This window comes from Lutibacter flavus (assembly GCF_900188355.1).
Classification (GTDB): domain Bacteria; phylum Bacteroidota; class Bacteroidia; order Flavobacteriales; family Flavobacteriaceae; genus Lutibacter; species Lutibacter flavus.
This window is the reverse complement of the sequence record NZ_FZNX01000002.1, coordinates 242,070-257,251: the sequence shown is the minus strand read 5'-3', so window position 1 is coordinate 257,251 and position 15,182 is coordinate 242,070. Positions and strand designations below refer to the sequence as shown.

At 30.1% G+C, this 15,182-nt stretch carries 16 protein-coding genes and 1 tRNA gene; 7 read left to right on the top strand and 10 right to left on the bottom strand.

The features are described 5' to 3' along the window. Positions 1–65: 65 nt before the first annotated feature. From CHB63_RS07300 to CHB63_RS07290, 3 genes are read right to left on the bottom strand one after another with little or no spacing between them, the layout of a single operon-like run. A complete protein-coding gene (locus CHB63_RS07300) occupies positions 66–749 on the bottom strand; it encodes a hypothetical protein (protein ID WP_089377797.1) in 684 nt (227 codons plus the stop codon). After that, positions 746–1,423 carry a hypothetical protein gene (locus CHB63_RS07295; RefSeq protein ID WP_089377796.1) on the bottom strand — a complete coding sequence of 226 codons (678 nt, stop codon included), beginning with the start codon at positions 1,421–1,423 and terminating at the stop codon, positions 746–748. The genes CHB63_RS07300 and CHB63_RS07295 overlap by 4 nt, the downstream gene beginning before the upstream one ends. A gap of 10 nt (positions 1,424–1,433) precedes the next feature. Then, on the bottom strand, positions 1,434–1,772 hold the full coding sequence (locus CHB63_RS07290; protein WP_089377795.1) for a PadR family transcriptional regulator: 339 nt from the start codon (positions 1,770–1,772) through the stop codon (positions 1,434–1,436). 120 nt (positions 1,773–1,892) lie between these two features. Between CHB63_RS07290 and CHB63_RS07285 the strand changes: the two genes are divergently transcribed. The 5 genes from CHB63_RS07285 (at position 1,893) to CHB63_RS07265 (ending at position 5,925) form a co-directional block, all read left to right on the top strand. Next, positions 1,893–2,948: a 2Fe-2S iron-sulfur cluster-binding protein gene (locus CHB63_RS07285; protein WP_089377794.1), complete on the top strand. Its 1,056-nt coding sequence runs from the start codon at positions 1,893–1,895 to the stop codon at positions 2,946–2,948. A 43-nt stretch (positions 2,949–2,991) separates the two neighbouring features. Then, the gene (locus CHB63_RS07280; protein WP_089377793.1) at positions 2,992–3,675 is read left to right on the top strand and encodes a LysE family translocator; all 684 of its coding nucleotides are present in this window, start codon (positions 2,992–2,994) and stop codon (positions 3,673–3,675) included. Positions 3,676–3,688: 13 nt separating this feature from the next. Beyond that, positions 3,689–4,270: a PepSY domain-containing protein gene (locus tag CHB63_RS07275; RefSeq protein ID WP_089377792.1), complete on the top strand. Its 582-nt coding sequence runs from the start codon at positions 3,689–3,691 to the stop codon at positions 4,268–4,270. 237 nt (positions 4,271–4,507) lie between these two features. Next, complete coding sequence (locus CHB63_RS07270; protein ID WP_089377791.1) at positions 4,508–5,710, top strand: sensor histidine kinase; 1,203 nt, start codon at positions 4,508–4,510, stop codon at positions 5,708–5,710. 5 nt (positions 5,711–5,715) lie between these two features. Then, a complete protein-coding gene (locus CHB63_RS07265) occupies positions 5,716–5,925 on the top strand; it encodes a YwbE family protein (RefSeq protein WP_317043597.1) in 210 nt (69 codons plus the stop codon). A gap of 8 nt (positions 5,926–5,933) precedes the next feature. Here the strand turns inward: CHB63_RS07265 and CHB63_RS07260 are convergent, their stop codons facing one another. Then, on the bottom strand, positions 5,934–6,530 hold the full coding sequence (locus CHB63_RS07260; RefSeq protein WP_089377790.1) for a hypothetical protein: 597 nt from the start codon (positions 6,528–6,530) through the stop codon (positions 5,934–5,936). A 178-nt stretch (positions 6,531–6,708) separates the two neighbouring features. Between CHB63_RS07260 and CHB63_RS07255 the strand changes: the two genes are divergently transcribed. Beyond that, entirely contained in the window at positions 6,709–7,782 is a 1,074-nt protein-coding gene (locus tag CHB63_RS07255) for a glycoside hydrolase family 5 protein (protein ID WP_089377789.1), read from the top strand. Between the two features lie 178 nt (positions 7,783–7,960). Here CHB63_RS07255 and CHB63_RS07250 read toward each other — a convergent pair whose 3' ends face one another. The 6 genes from CHB63_RS07250 to CHB63_RS07225 form a co-directional block, all read right to left on the bottom strand. Beyond that, the gene (locus CHB63_RS07250) at positions 7,961–9,796 is read right to left on the bottom strand and encodes a M1 family metallopeptidase (RefSeq protein WP_089377788.1); all 1,836 of its coding nucleotides are present in this window, start codon (positions 9,794–9,796) and stop codon (positions 7,961–7,963) included. Between the two features lie 96 nt (positions 9,797–9,892). Then, positions 9,893–11,551 (bottom strand): S8 family peptidase, encoded by a 1,659-nt coding sequence (locus CHB63_RS07245; RefSeq protein WP_089377787.1) that lies wholly within the window; start codon positions 11,549–11,551, stop codon positions 9,893–9,895. A 13-nt stretch (positions 11,552–11,564) separates the two neighbouring features. Then, positions 11,565–12,425: an MBL fold metallo-hydrolase gene (locus CHB63_RS07240; protein WP_089377786.1), complete on the bottom strand. Its 861-nt coding sequence runs from the start codon at positions 12,423–12,425 to the stop codon at positions 11,565–11,567. A gap of 157 nt (positions 12,426–12,582) precedes the next feature. Next, positions 12,583–12,653, bottom strand: a tRNA-Cys gene (locus CHB63_RS07235). 169 nt (positions 12,654–12,822) lie between these two features. After that, positions 12,823–13,182 carry a dihydroneopterin aldolase gene (gene folB, locus CHB63_RS07230; protein WP_089377785.1) on the bottom strand — a complete coding sequence of 120 codons (360 nt, stop codon included), beginning with the start codon at positions 13,180–13,182 and terminating at the stop codon, positions 12,823–12,825. Positions 13,183–13,185: 3 nt separating this feature from the next. Then, positions 13,186–13,401, bottom strand: coding sequence for a zinc ribbon domain-containing protein (locus tag CHB63_RS07225; RefSeq protein WP_089377784.1), 216 nt, complete (start codon positions 13,399–13,401; stop codon positions 13,186–13,188). 98 nt (positions 13,402–13,499) lie between these two features. Here CHB63_RS07225 and CHB63_RS07220 point away from each other — a divergent pair, with 98 nt between their 5' ends. After that, the gene (locus tag CHB63_RS07220; RefSeq protein ID WP_089377783.1) at positions 13,500–15,179 is read left to right on the top strand and encodes a glutamine--tRNA ligase/YqeY domain fusion protein; all 1,680 of its coding nucleotides are present in this window, start codon (positions 13,500–13,502) and stop codon (positions 15,177–15,179) included. Positions 15,180–15,182: the final 3 nt, after the last annotated feature.

The following is a 15,182-nucleotide window of genomic DNA, read 5'->3' as shown; positions in this document are numbered from 1 at the left end:
TTGGGTAGTTTTTATGGCTTTATGGTTAATAAGTATGTTTTTAACTTGATTTGTTACAGATAAAATTAAACCATTTTATATTCTGGGTATTGATTTTCTAAAATTTCTTCAATTTTAGATGGTAAAATAAAAGTGATGATATAAATTAATAAAAATAATGAAGTTAATATGATTGAGGTAACAACAATTGCAATATTTGAAATTGTTAAAGGTGAAAGATTTGCAGTTTGTATAAACAAATTAATAAATCCGATACTTCCCCCTAAATTAAAAACATACTCTTCAAACAACCATTTTTTGTTTGATTCTTTAAAGCGTGTCTTTTTTTCTTTATTTAGCAAAAATAAGCGTGTACCAATAACAAGCATACTTCCAATGCCAATTGAAACAATTAACCATTTTGCAGGAAAAATTTGAAACGAGACATAAAGCGCTAAAAATATTGTTATTGTAATAAGAATATGAGGAATATTAAAAAACTGCTTAAAAATTCCCCAAACTAGTTTCCAATACTTTTTGCTTAATGCTTTTGTTCTTGCCTCAACCACCTCCATAAATCCAAATACACCAAATTTTTTGAAAGAAATTGTTCTAGCTTGCTCAAAAGAAAGCTTAGGTTGTTCTTGCCAAATTTGTTCAATATCATTGGCTAAATGATCTACTAACTCGGTTTGGACATCGTAATGTTCTACATAATGTTGACGTGTAAATTTGTAAAGTTCTTGTATTTGATTTGGGGTTAGTTTCATTTTAACAAATAATTTTTATAGTTTGAAACAGTTTCAGAATGTTTTTTGTAAAAGTAATTAGCTCCTAAAGCGGTTAAAAAGAAAATAAATAACCCTGTAAACATAATAAAGCTAAACTTATGTTCTCTTGTTATATAGCTATTATGCATATATGGGTTAAGAATTAAAACTGAAAATAAATTTGGCATAATTTGTTTGTAATACAAATAACTATAAGTTGTATTTGCCTTTTTCATTTTCATTCTTATATACCAAAAAATAATTAAGCCAATATAAAAAGCAAATCCTATTGATATTATTAATGAAACATAGTTTTCATAACCAACCAGCGAATAATCTAAAATATTGTTTACACTATAAAAAACCGTAACAAAAACCACTATTAAAAACAATGATTTAAACCACAATGGTTTATAAATTCTTATACATTTATCAATAAAAATTCTCGGTCCAGAATTAGTTATCCCTAACCAAAAACTAGATCTATTTACAAAATTCTTATTCCATTTCAATTTAACCTTTTCAAAAGCCTCTTCGAAAGAGATTATCTCCATTAAATTTTCAATATCTGTTGAAATATGATCTAAAATTTCAAAACGTATATCAATATATTTAACTCCTTTTTTTGTTAAATAACCTTCTATTTCCTGTAATTGTTCTTTGTTTAGTTTCATAGCAGCAATTTTATTCTAAACTAAATTTTGGATTTACAATACTTTGCATCGTTCTTAAAAACTCCTCCATTTCAGCTAACTTACTTGCAGTTTCTTTGGTGCCGTTTTCAGTCAACTTATAATATTTGCGTAAACGATTATCAACTTTTGCAACCTCAACATCTAGCAAACCTTCGGCTTCTAATTTATGCAATGCCGGGTATAAAGCACCTTCTGTGATATTCAATTCGCCTTTGGTTAATTCCTTTACTTTTTGTGTAATTTCATAACCATACATTTTGTCTTTTTCTTCCAATAATTTTAAAATTATGGTTTGTAAAGAGCCTTTATATAATTTTTGATTTCCCATTTTAATTAGTATCTATTTCAAATATATGCATAATTTTCTTATGTATAACAATCTTATGTATTATTTTTCACCAAAATTTGAATTTAGTTTAACTACTTTTGTAGCCTTAAATAATTGATCATGTCGAAATTTCACACACTTACTATAAAAGAAATAAAAAAGGAAACCTTAAATACAGTTTCAATTTTATTTGATATTCCATCTGAACTGGAAAATGAATTTAAATTTAAAGCCGGACAGTACATTAACATAAAAAAAACAATTGCAGGAGAAGAATTAAGAAGAGCATACTCAATTTGTTCAGCGCCAAACAGTGGTGAACTTCGTATTGCAGTAAAAGCAGTTGATAACGGAACTTTCTCTGTTTTTGCTTGTACTATTTTAAAAGAGGGTGATACATTAAATGCTTCTAAACCAGAAGGAAAATTTATATTAGAAGCTTCACCAAACTCCTCTAAAAACTACTTAGCAATTGCAGCCGGAAGTGGAATTACACCAGTAATGGCAATGATAAAAGCTACTCTAACCGAAGAGCCAAATAGTACTTTTACATTAATTTATGGTAATAAAACAAAGGCTGAAACAATTTTTAAAACTGAAATTGACAATTTAATAAATGCATATCCAAATCAATTTAATGTGCAATATGTTTTTAGCAGAGAACAGCAAGAAAATACTTTATTTGGAAGAATTGACCCTGGAAATATCAATTTTGTAACTAAAAATAAATTTAAAAATTTAACTTTTGACAAAGCATTTTTATGCGGCCCAGAAGCTATGATTAATGTTGCAAAAACAACCTTAATTGAAAATGGTTTAGATGAAAAAAACATTCGTTTTGAATTATTTTCTACACCTGTTTCATCCAAAAGTGAACCAACTACCGTTTACGAAGGGGCTTGTGAAATAACTGTTATAGTAGACGATGAAGAAACCACTTTTACAATGGATTCTAAAACCACTATTTTAACAGCCGCTTTAAAAGAAGGATTAGATGCTCCTTACTCTTGTCAAGGTGGAATTTGCAGTAGCTGTATGGCTAAAGTTACTGAAGGAAAAGCTGTTATGGATAAAAACGCTATTTTATCGGAAGAAGAAGTTAATGACGGTATAATTTTAACTTGCCAAGCGCATCCAATAACACAAAAATTAACCATTGATTACGATGATGTTTAATAATTTATAGTAATTTCACTTTTCATTAAACAATTTAAATTAAATGGTATTTGACGAGATTAAAGAAGCAGTACTTATTGGGTTTTTCCTAGCCTTTATGATAGGTCCTGTTTTTTTTATGCTTATTCAAACCAGCATTATAAAAGGAGCTCGTGCAGCAATCTCTTTTGATTTAGGTGTTGTTTTAGGTGATATTGCTTTTATTTTAATTGCCTACTATGGTAGTAAAAGTTTACTTGAAAAAATAAAAGATGACCCAAGACTTTTTTATATTGGTGGATTAATTTTATTGGTTTATGGTATCATAACTTTTTTAGATAAAAGTCAAAAAAGAGTAGTTCAAGATGAAACTTTAGTACTACCTGAAAAAACAAATTATATAAAACTTTTTATTAAAGGGTTTTTGCTAAACTTTATAAACATTGGTGTTTTAGCCTTTTGGTTAGGAATGATAGTAGTTGTTGGCTCAAATTTACAAATGGATTCTGGGAAAATATTTAATTACTTTTCAGTTATTTTATTAAGTTATTTTATTACTGATGTTGGAAAAATAATGCTAGCAAAACAATTAAAAAAATATCTAACACCATATGTTACTTATAAAATTAAACGTGCAATGGGAATTTTATTAATGGTTTTTGGAGTTGTGTTAATTTTAAAGGGATTTATTCCTAAGGAAAAATTAAATCTAAAAGGCGTAATTGAAAAAGTAGAAAGTAATAACTAAAAAAGTATTTTTTTTGAAGAAATTGAACTCAAGACAACAACAAGCAAAAATATTAAGAAATTTCAGAAAAGTACATAGAATAACTGGTGCTACACTATTTATATTTTTCTTTATTATTGCAATAACAGGTTTTTTATTAGGGTGGAAAAACAACAGTAACGGACTTATTTTACCGAAAAATCAGCAAGGAAGCTCAGTTGAATTAAATAAATGGCTACCAATAGATAGTTTACATAAAAATGCTTGTGCTATTTTACATGATTCAATTTCACCAAACTTATCTTTAAAATTGAATAGAATTGATATCAGAAAAAATAAAGGGTTGGTTAAATTTGTTTTTGAAAATCACTATTGGGAAGTTCAATTAGATGGTGCAACAGGAGAGCTTCTTAATTTAGGTAAAAGGCATTCCGATTTTATAGAAAACTTACATGATGGTAGTTTTTTAGATACTTTTTTTAATAATTCCACAAAACCAATTAAAGTAATTTACACTTCAATTATGGGATTGGCTTTATTATTATTTACAATAACTGGTTTTTGGCTTTGGTATGGTCCAAAAAGGTTAAAAAAACATAGAAAAAGAAAATCTTAGTTATCTTTTAATATAAATACTAAAATATGCGTGAAATAACTCAGCTTATACGTAATTTTTACATGTTATAATCATACCAAAAACTACGGTAAACATCAACTAAATTATCCTGTATCTGTATTATTATAATACTTTTTTTTAAAAGTTTATTGTATCTTCCCCCAAAATTAATTGCAAAATATTACCCATTTTTATTCTTCCCAAGAGTAAGAATCCGTTAAAGAAAAATGATGAAGTATGGAATATCCCAAAGAACCCCAAAATGAAGCTGAAAGATTAAATGAATTAAATTCTTTTTCAATTCTTGACACCCTTTCTGAAATTGACTATGATAATTTAACCGCAATTGCATCAGAGATATGTAATACTCCTATTTCACTTATTAGTTTAATAGATGACAAACGACAATGGTTTAAATCGCATCACGGGTTAAATGCCACAGAAACTCCAAAAGAATATGCTTTTTGTGCTCATGCTATTAATGAGCCTCAAGAAATCCTAATGGTTCCTGATGCAAGAGAAGATAAACGTTTTCATGACAATCCACTTATAACCGGAGATCCACTCGTAATATTTTATGCAGGAGTACCATTAGTAAGTGATGATGGATTTGCTTTAGGTACTTTATGTGTTATCGATCATAAACCTAATAAATTAAATGAAAAACAATTGCAATCTTTAACCGCATTATCTAATCAGGTAATGATTTTATTAAATTTAAGAAAGAATAAAATTAAATTAGAAAAAGCACTTTCCAAATTAGAAGATAAAAATATTAATTTAGAAAAATTCGCACACGTAGCAGCTCACGATCTTAAATCACCACTAATTGGAATTTCAAGTTTAACTAAATTATTTTCTGAAAAATACGCTTCAAAAATTGACCCAAATGGTCAAAAAATGTTGAATATAATTGAAAGAGCATCGGATAAATTAAGAGGTTTAATTGATGGTTTACTTGAAAACAGTAAAAGCGAACAATATTTAAAAGAAAAAAAATTAAACTTAAATCTTGAAATTTTAAAAAATGAAATATTCAATCTATTCACTTATGAAAAAAATTTAAGTATAGATTTGAAATCAACCGTAAATGAAATTTATGTTAATAAAATTGTTCTGGAGCAAATTCTAATAAATTTGATTGCAAATGCAATAAAGTACAACGATAAAAAAACAGTTGAAATTGAAATTGGAGTAAAAGAATTAGATTGTAGTTATGAATTTTATGTTCAAGACAACGGCCCTGGAATTGCATTAGGACATCAAGAACAAATATTTAAAATTTTCGAAGTTGTAACATTAAAAGATAAATTTGGCCTTTCTGGAAATGGAATTGGACTCGCAACCGTAAAAAACTTAGTAGAAAAAAGTGGCGGTACAATTAGAGTTCAATCAGAATTATATAAAGGGTCTAAATTTATTTTTACTATTAAAAAATAAATTTAATGGAAGATAATAAAATTAGCGGAAGGTTTAGAAAAAACATCCAAATAGGTTCTGAAGTTGAAGTAGTTCAAAAAAATCATCAACGTAGTGGTGAATTAACTGAAGGTTTTGTTAAAAGAATTCTTACCAATTCACCAAACCATCCCCATGGCATAAAAGTACAACTAGAAACAGGTGAGGTTGGTCGTGTGAAAAATGTACTTTTATAAAAAAGTAATTACTCTTTAATTGTTCCTTGTAAAAATTGAACTTTTGGGCTTATTGGATTCCCTGAAGAACGCCTAAAACTAGCAATCTGGCCAGAGTGCCAAATAGCATCAGCAATTGGCCCGTTAATTTGATTCCAGAAAGGATATTCAGCTGAACCACCATCATACACAAACTCTATTTTAAAAGATTCCAAATCTGTAGCTCTTATTAATATATCACTTGCTTTTTTTAAATTTTCCAAAGTTACTTTGCGCTTTTCAGCATATGAAAGTGTTGGTTGCTCTTTGGTAAAATCTGTTTTTAGTTTTAATGTTGAATTTACAATTACTCTCGATAATCCTAAAATATGATCTATAGTCTCCTCAATAGAACGACTATTTTCATTCGGTTTGTAGTTTAAATCTTCCTCATTTAAATTTTCTGTGGCCCATCTGTATCTAAAGCCTAAACCATCAACCATTCTTGCAGCAACACTTCCTGCTGAATATTCATTAGTATATTCTGGAACTTCGTAGTAAGGTAATTCATCCTGTTTTTGGTTTTCTTGTGCCTTTATATTAACTATTAAAATAAGTGAAATAAATAAAAAAGTTAGCTGTTTCATTTAAGTTGTTTTAAATTCAATTTTAAATTTACTATTTTAACTAGTACTAAAATAATCATTAAAAGAGTTTTAACAAAAAAAGAAATTAATTGACAATATTGTATAATATTCTAAGTAATTAGTGTTAAACTATTATTATTTTTCTATTTAATTTTGAACTAAATTAAAACTCTAAAAGATGCATTTAAAATCATTTTTCGCTCAAAACTATATTTTCATTGTTATTTTATCAATATTTATTTCTTGTGGAAATTCATCTTCTTCAGAAGAACCTATTACTGAAACAGAAAATAACGAAGAAGTAACCGAAGAAACAGAACAACCAACTGAAGAGACACAAACTTTTGCTTCAGTAGTTGAAGAATATGGACAATTAAGTGTTTCTGGAAATAAAATTTTAGACAAAAATGGGAACCCTGTTCAGCTTCGTGGAATGTCATTTTTTTGGAGTCAGTGGATTGGTAAATATTATACTCCCGAAACTGTAAAATGGCTAAAAGATGATTGGAAATGCACAGTTGTTAGAGCTGCAATGGCTGTTGATCACGACGGTTATTTAGCAAATCCAGAGATAGAAAAAGCAAAAGTGATGGCTGTTGTAGATGCTGCTATTGCCGAAGGAATTTATGTAATTATAGATTGGCACGATCACGAAGCCGAAAATCATTTAGAAGCATCTAAATCCTTTTTTGCTGAAATGGCAGAAAAATATGGGTCCTATCCAAATGTTATTTATGAACCATATAATGAACCATTAGATGTTTCTTGGCGCAACGTTTTAAAACCATATCACGAAGCAGTAATTGCAGAAATTAGAAAATTTGATGCTGATAATATTGTTATTTGTGGAACAAGAAATTGGTCTCAAAATGTAAACGACGTAATTGGTAATAAAATTAATGATGAAAATGTAGCATATACATTGCATTATTATGCAGCTACGCACAAACAATATCTTAGAGATATTGCAACGTTGGCACTAAACAATAACATCGCAATTTTTGTTACTGAATATGGAACCACACAAGCCTCTGGAGATGATTCAATTGATGCTGAAGAAGCTAAAGTTTGGTGGGAGTTTTTAGATGAACATAAAATTTCTCATTGTAACTGGTCAGTTGCAGATAAAGAGGAATTAGCAGCAGCATTAATTCCAGGTGCAAGTGCAACAGGTGGTTGGGCTGAATCTGATCTTACAACCTCAGGAAAAATGGTAAGAAATGAAATTAAAGCTAAAAATAAAGCATATTAATTAACTCTTTTATAATTTGAATAAATAATAGAGGCTTTCTGATACAGTTTTTTAATTTAATTTGTCAAGTTAAGCTTTTCAATAATGATTATCAGTAAGTTAAAATATTTCGACAAGCTCAATATGACATAAAATGATACTTTTCAAATGGCCTCTTATAAAGCATTTAATTGGAAATTTATTTTATTGAAAAACTATTATTTGCTTTATCAATATCAGCCATTAAACCAGAAGGATCAATTTGAACAGATTTAATTTCTTTATCAACAGAAAAAGAATAGGTTGGATGTGCCCAGGTCCAATCCTTTATAATTGTAGCTGATGTTGGTTTTTCGCCGCGCATCATTCGTAATGGAATATTAAATTCTTCTGTAGTTTTATCACTATAAGTTACAGTTATATCAATAGGCATTGGCATTGCCCCAACTCTTGCTAAGGTTATTGTCTTATCTTCAACTTTTGCGACAGCATAATCTACTGTATGGGTTGTTTCAATCCATTCATTTAAATACCAGTCTAATTGAATTCCTGAAACCTTCTCGGCGGTTCTTTTAATATCATTAGGTGCTGGGTGTTTAAACTTAAAATCGTTATAGTATTTTTTAATAGTTTCCTTTACATTTTCCTCTCCAATAATGTAGTTTAATTGGGTTAAAAACATACTTCCTTTCGTGTAACTTGCAATGCTAAATGCACTGTTAATGTTAAATCTATCTGCATGTGTTGTTAAAGGTTCGTCGATTCCATATTTAACTGCATAATAGTAACCTCCATAATTTCTGCCCGAAGGTTTTCCGTCACCATTTCTTAAAATTAGATTAGAAGCAAGTCCAGAGATATAAGAAGTAAATCCTTCATCCATCCAAGAATGTTTATTTTCATTTGAAGCTAAAACATGTTGAAACCACGAATGTGCAAGTTCATGAAAAACCGTACCCACAATACTATTTAGGCTTTTTCCTCCTGAAATTAATGTACACATTGCGTACTCCATACCTCCATCACCTCCTTGGATAACAGAATATTGTTTGTATGGATATTCTCCAATATTTTTATTGAAAAAATCCAATGCTTTTTCAGTTAAAGGCTGAACTTTTTTCCATGCTTTTTTATATTCTTTTGTGTTTTTATAGAAAAAATGGAGTTCAGTTCCGCTTTTTGTTTTTAAGATATCATGAGCATAATTTGGATCTGCCGCCCAAGTAAAATCATGAACTTTTGGCGCAACAAAATGCCATCTCAATTTTTCACCTTTTTTAAGATTTAATTTCTTTGTTGTATCCTCATATCCGTGACCTATTTCTTGTGGATTTTGAAGATATCCTGTACCGCCAACAGTATAATTTTTATCAATATGAATAGTTACATCAAAATCTCCCCAAACCCCATGAAATTCACGTGCAATATACGGGTGAGCGTGCCACCCTTCAAAATCATATTCGGCCATTTTTGGATACCATTGTGCCATAGAAAGCGCTACTCCATCTTCATTATTTCTACCAGCTCTTCTAATATGAACAGGAACTTGTCCCTTAAAATTCATTTCAAATTCAACTTTTTCACCTGGCTTAATTGGTGTGTTTAAAGCAACTTCAAGAACAGTTCCTTCAACAAAATAATTTACATTTTTACCATTTTTTTTTAGGGATTGTACTTGTAAATAACCTATCTCATTTGGTTGTAACTTCGCAATTCTACTTTCGTAAATTGGGTTATCTTTTGTCCCAATATTAGTTACCATTCTACCATCAGGGTCTACAGCAGATTGTAATCTGGCATCCATTTCACTTCCTGGTTGAAATGCATTGAAGTATAAGTGATAAAAAACCTGACTTAGCTCATCTGGAGAATTGTTTGTATACACCAACTTTTGAGTACCAGTGTATTGATATTTTTCAACATCAATATCTACATCCATCGTATAATCTACATGTTGCTGCCAGTAAGAAGTGTTATTTTGTGCAAATATTAAAAATGTACAAAAAGAGAATAGAAGGGGAAGAATTTTTTTCATTGAATTTGATTATAAAGTCGCAATATAAACATATCCGTATAAAACAAAAAAGCACACTCTAATTGAGTGTGCTTTTTAACAGAATATTATAATTTATTACTTACCGTTAACCATTTTATCGGCTAAAATCAAAGCATTATAAGCATTTGCAACTTTTCCTGAAATTGATAATTCAGAAAAATTCACTTTTTTGCCTGCTGGGTTTTCTTGTGATTGAGATCCCGGCAACATTACTTGCATATCTATTGCTGTTCCAGAATTCATAATGATATGCTTTACCTGACTAGCAGATAATTGAGGATAGTAAGATCTTACTAACGTAGCAACACCTGCAACCTCTGGAGATGCCATTGAAGTACCATTATATTTTGCATATTCATTGTTTGGAACTGTTGAATAAATTTGAACTCCAGGACCAAATACATCTACATTTTTTTGTCCGTAATTTGTAAAAGTTGCTGGCAAATTTTCATCATAATTAACACTCATTGCTCCAATAGTTAACACATTATCCGCAATTTCATTAATTTTATCCAAAGAATCATTTGGCCAGTTATCACTAACATCAATATTTTTATGATCGTTTCCAGCTGCATGAACTAATAAAACATCTTTTTCTTCAGCATATTTAATTGCATCAAAAACCCAGTGACGGTATGGTGAAAAACTTTTACCAAAACTCATATTTATAACTTTCGCACCGTTATCAACAGCATATCTAATTGCCAAAGCAACATCTTTATCGCGCTCATCTCCATCTGGAACAGCTCTTACAGACATTAATTTTGCATTATTTGCAACTCCATTTAATCCAATACCATTGTTACGTGTTGCTAAAATAATTCCTGCAACATGCGTTCCGTGAGATTCTTCATCTTTTGAACCAATTACATTTGCGTTTCCGTAAACTTTGTCATTAATATCTTGTGGCTTATCACCAACAATTGCTCTACCATCAAAATCAAAATCGTAATTTTTGTTTTTCTTTTGAGTTTCATAGTATTCTAAATATGCTTTTTCATCTAATCCTCTTCCAATTAAGCCTAAAACATCTCCTATTTGAGCTTGCAATTTTTGATCTTCCGTTTTTACAGCTTGTAAATCTTCAAGTGTAACACTATCTTTTCCTAAGAATTTCTTGATTGCAGCGTAATTTTCTCCAATTTGCTCTAATCGAGTTAATGTTTGAAAATGTCTTGAAGATGAAGCTTTGTAAGCATCTAAATATTTTTGGTACTCTGCAAAACTTTCTTTTTCTTCTTCACTTATATCTGTATCTGTTTTACCCTCAAATCGTTTATTTAATTTGGCAACAATTCTTGTAATTTCTAACTGTTCAGGAGCTGCAACACCATCACCTCCTAAAAAATTCCAACCGTGAATATCATCTATATATCCATTTTTATCATCGTCAATTCCATTACCTGCAACTTCCTTTGAATTTGTCCAAATAACATCTTTTAAATCTTCATGTTCAATGTCAATTCCAGAATCAATCACAGCAACAATTACAGTTTCTCCAGTTTTACCTTCTAAAAATTTGTAAGCTTTATCTACGCTCATACCTGGAATTGTATCTGTAGCCAAATCAGCATGCGCCCAATGGTTAAATTGTTCATCACTTACTGCTCCTTTTTTTGCTGCAATTGAAACAGCTGTATCCATAGTTGGTACTGCCATGTTTTTTACAGAACTACAACTTGCTAACGTAACAACCGCTATTGCTGTTACAAACATTGGTTTAAATATTCTCATTTTTATTTACTATTTAATTAAATACTTCGTTAAATTTATGTATTTGGTTTAATCGTACTCCTTTTTCGGTATGCTTTACTGTACAAAGCTCATTTACAGCATCATGTTCTAAAAATAAAAAATATTTTTTGTCAGCTGCTATATTTAAAAACTTCGCTTTTTCATCCATTGTTAACAATGGCCTTGTATCATATCCCATAACATAAGGCAATGGAATATGGCCTACTGTAGGCAATAAATCTGCCATAAAAACAATTGTTTTTTCTTTATATTTAATATGAGGAATCATTTGTTTTTCAGTATGTCCATCAGCAAATAAAATGTCAAATCCTAATTCTGTATTTTGCGCAAAATCACTTGTAGGTATATTTACAAAATTTAATTGCCCGCTTGCTTCAATTGGGTTTATATTTTCTTTTAAAAATGAAGCTTTCTCACGAATATTTGGTTCTACAGCCCACTTCCAATGATTTTTATTACTCCAGAATTTTGCATTTTTAAATGCTGGTTCATAGCCTGTTCTATCCTTGTTCCATTGGATTGCTCCTCCGCAATGATCAAAATGTAAGTGTGTTAAAAAAACATCTGTAATATCATCTCTGTGAAAACCATATTTTGCCAATGAAGTATCCAAAGAGAAATCTCCAAACATATAATAATATCCAAAAAATTTATCGGATTGTTTGTTTCCTGTACCAGTATCAATTAAAATTAATCTGTTACCGTCTTCAATAAGCATGCTACGCATACTCATATCAATTAAATTATTACTATCTGCGGGGTTTGTTCTTTGCCATAAAACTTTTGGAACCACTCCAAACATTGCACCACCATCTAACTTAAAGTTACCTGTTTCAATAGGGTAAATTGTCATACTTGTATTATAATTTTCGAAATCTTAAAACCAACTAAAAACCCTCTACTACATCGTTTTCAGTTAATATTTAGGATTTTACAAAGATACAAATTTTTATATGTAAGTATATGTTAAATAAATCAAAAAAACCTAAGCAAAGCTTAGGTTTTTGTAGAGGCGACGAGCGGATTCGAACCGCTGTAGGAGCTTTTGCAGAGCCCAGCCTAGCCACTCGGCCACGACGCCTTAATTGGATTGCAAATTTAACTAATTTTAATAAGTTAGCAAGATTTTTTGTGATTATTGTTGAATTCTATAATTGTTAAATCTTGGAAGGCGTGAATTCTATAATTTTAAACTGATTTTTCACTTTAAAACTTTGACCAATTTTTCTAATATTTTAAATACTTATAATCTATTTTCTTTTTTTACTCATTTCAATAGTTACCATCGCTACATTTCCACCAATTGGCGGGTTTAATTTTGAAACAGCTATATCTGCCTTTTTCACAAGTGGAATTTCATCTAAAATTCTGTCGAGGATTCGCTTTGCAACCTCTTCTAACAATTTAGATCTAATTGCCATTTCTTCTTTAACAATTTTGTTTAAGTGCACATAATCAACGGTATCTGCTAAATCATCTGTTTTTGCAGATTTGGATAAATCCGCCTTAACAACAACATCAACTCGATAATCCGATCCTATTTTTCCTTCTTCAACCAAACATCCATGATATGCATAAACACGTATATTTCTAACTTTAATTACTCCCATTTTTTAACTTGTAAAAAAATCAAAAATATTACTTAATGAACTTGTTGGGGCTTTATAAAATTCAGTGTATTTACACTTTTCACAAGTAACAGAAGAAAATTTTTCTGTTTGAATATCAAAAATTTTAGATAAAGTACCTCCAGTTGCTCTCATTTGCCCCACTTGATAGGTTTTATTTCTGCACTTTGGGCACGTATAATTTAAAGGTTTATTGTCCATAAATTCTATTTTTATCAAATATACTAATTAGGCTGATTGTTTTGTTGTTGTATTGATAAAAAAATCGATATTTTTGTGCCATCTAAGTTTAGGTTATTATGAGTGAAGAAAAAAAATCGCTTAATTTTATTGAGCAAATTATAGAAGAAGATTTAGCCAACGGTTTACCAAAAGAAAAGTTGCGTTTTAGATTTCCACCAGAGCCAAATGGTTATTTACATATAGGACATGCAGCTTCTATTTGTTTAAATTTTGGACTTGGTTTAACATACAATGCGCCTGTAAATTTGCGTTTCGATGATACAAACCCAGCAAAAGAAGAACAGGAATATGTGGATGCCATTAAACATGACATACAATGGCTAGGTTTTAAATGGGATAAGGAATTGTACTCTTCAGATTATTTTCAGCAATTATTTGATTGGGCTATTGAATTTATTAAAGAAGGGAAAGCTTATGTTGATAATCAATCATCAGAAGAAATGGCGAAACAAAAAGGTACGCCAACTGAACATGGAACTGATAGCCCAAATAGAAATAGATCTATTGAAGAAAATTTAGATTTATTTATGAAAATGAAGAGTGGTGAGTTTAATGAGGGTTCTCATGTATTGCGCGCCAAAATTGATATGAAACACGTAAATATGCATATGCGTGATCCTATTATGTATCGAATTTTGAAAAAACATCATCATAGAACAGGAGATGATTGGTGCATTTATCCAATGTATGACTGGACACACGGTGAATCAGATTATATAGAACAAATTTCGCACTCTATTTGTACGTTAGAATTTAAAAGTCATAGAGATTTATACGATTGGTATGTTGATCAAGTTTACGATACTAATCTTTTAAGACCAAAACAGCGCGAATTTGCACGTAGAAATTTAAGTTATACTGTAATGAGTAAACGTAAATTACTGCAATTGGTTGAAGAAAAAATTGTGACTGGATGGGATGATCCACGAATGCCAACTATTTCGGGTTTAAGAAGAAGAGGGTATACTGCAAATTCAATTAGAACTTTTAGCGAAACTGCTGGGATTTCTAAACGTGATAACGTAACTGATGTTGCTTTGTTAGAACATTGCATTAAGGACGATTTAAATAAAACTGCACCTCGAGTTATGGCGGTTTTAGATCCCGTTAAAGTAATAATTACAAATTATCCAGAAGATAAAGAAGAAATTTTAACTGCTGAAAACAATCAGGAAGATGAAAATGCAGGTTTTAGAGAAGTGCCATTTAGCAAAGAAATATATATAGAAAAGGAAGACTTTAGAGAAGAGGCTAATAAAAAGTTTTTCAGACTAAAATTAGGAAAAGAAGTTCGTTTAAAAAATGCATATATCATTAAGGCAGAAAGTTGTATTAAAGATGAAAATGGTGAGGTAACTGAAATTCACTGTACCTACGATGAGGATTCTTTAAGTGGAAGTGGATCAGAGGCTAGCAAGCGCAGAGTAAAAGGAACCTTACATTGGGTTTCTATTAAACATGCTAGAAAAGCTGAAGTAAGAGTGTATGATCGTTTATTTACTCACGAAGCTCCTGATAGCCAAAAAGACAAAGATTTTAAAGAATTTATCAATCCAGATTCTTTAAATGTAATTGAAGCTTTTGTTGAACCAAGTTTAAAAACAGCAAAAAATTTAGATAGATTCCAATTTCAACGTTTGGGGTATTTTTGTGTTGACAAAGATACAACTGCTAATAAATTAGTTTTTAATAGAACAGTCCCTTTACGAGATAGTTGGGCAAAAATGGGGCAGTAACTA

Bases quoted from the DNA above. Each gene is read 5' to 3' on its own strand.
- CHB63_RS07300 (WP_089377797.1), bottom strand. From the start codon at position 749: ATGAAACTAACCCCAAATCAAATACAAGAACTTTACAAATTTACACGT.
- CHB63_RS07295 (WP_089377796.1), bottom strand. From the start codon at position 1,423: ATGAAACTAAACAAAGAACAATTACAGGAAATAGAAGGTTATTTAACA.
- CHB63_RS07290 (WP_089377795.1), bottom strand. From the start codon at position 1,772: ATGGGAAATCAAAAATTATATAAAGGCTCTTTACAAACCATAATTTTA.
- CHB63_RS07285 (WP_089377794.1), top strand. From the start codon at position 1,893: ATGTCGAAATTTCACACACTTACTATAAAAGAAATAAAAAAGGAAACC.
- CHB63_RS07280 (WP_089377793.1), top strand. From the start codon at position 2,992: ATGGTATTTGACGAGATTAAAGAAGCAGTACTTATTGGGTTTTTCCTA.
- CHB63_RS07270 (WP_089377791.1), top strand. From the start codon at position 4,508: ATGGAATATCCCAAAGAACCCCAAAATGAAGCTGAAAGATTAAATGAA.
- CHB63_RS07265 (WP_317043597.1), top strand. From the start codon at position 5,716: ATGGAAGATAATAAAATTAGCGGAAGGTTTAGAAAAAACATCCAAATA.
- CHB63_RS07260 (WP_089377790.1), bottom strand. From the start codon at position 6,530: ATGAAACAGCTAACTTTTTTATTTATTTCACTTATTTTAATAGTTAAT.
- CHB63_RS07255 (WP_089377789.1), top strand. From the start codon at position 6,709: ATGCATTTAAAATCATTTTTCGCTCAAAACTATATTTTCATTGTTATT.
- CHB63_RS07250 (WP_089377788.1), bottom strand. From the start codon at position 9,796: ATGAAAAAAATTCTTCCCCTTCTATTCTCTTTTTGTACATTTTTAATA.
- CHB63_RS07245 (WP_089377787.1), bottom strand. From the start codon at position 11,551: ATGAGAATATTTAAACCAATGTTTGTAACAGCAATAGCGGTTGTTACG.
- CHB63_RS07240 (WP_089377786.1), bottom strand. From the start codon at position 12,425: ATGACAATTTACCCTATTGAAACAGGTAACTTTAAGTTAGATGGTGGT.
- folB (WP_089377785.1), bottom strand. From the start codon at position 13,182: ATGGGAGTAATTAAAGTTAGAAATATACGTGTTTATGCATATCATGGA.
- CHB63_RS07225 (WP_089377784.1), bottom strand. From the start codon at position 13,401: ATGGACAATAAACCTTTAAATTATACGTGCCCAAAGTGCAGAAATAAA.
- CHB63_RS07220 (WP_089377783.1), top strand. From the start codon at position 13,500: ATGAGTGAAGAAAAAAAATCGCTTAATTTTATTGAGCAAATTATAGAA.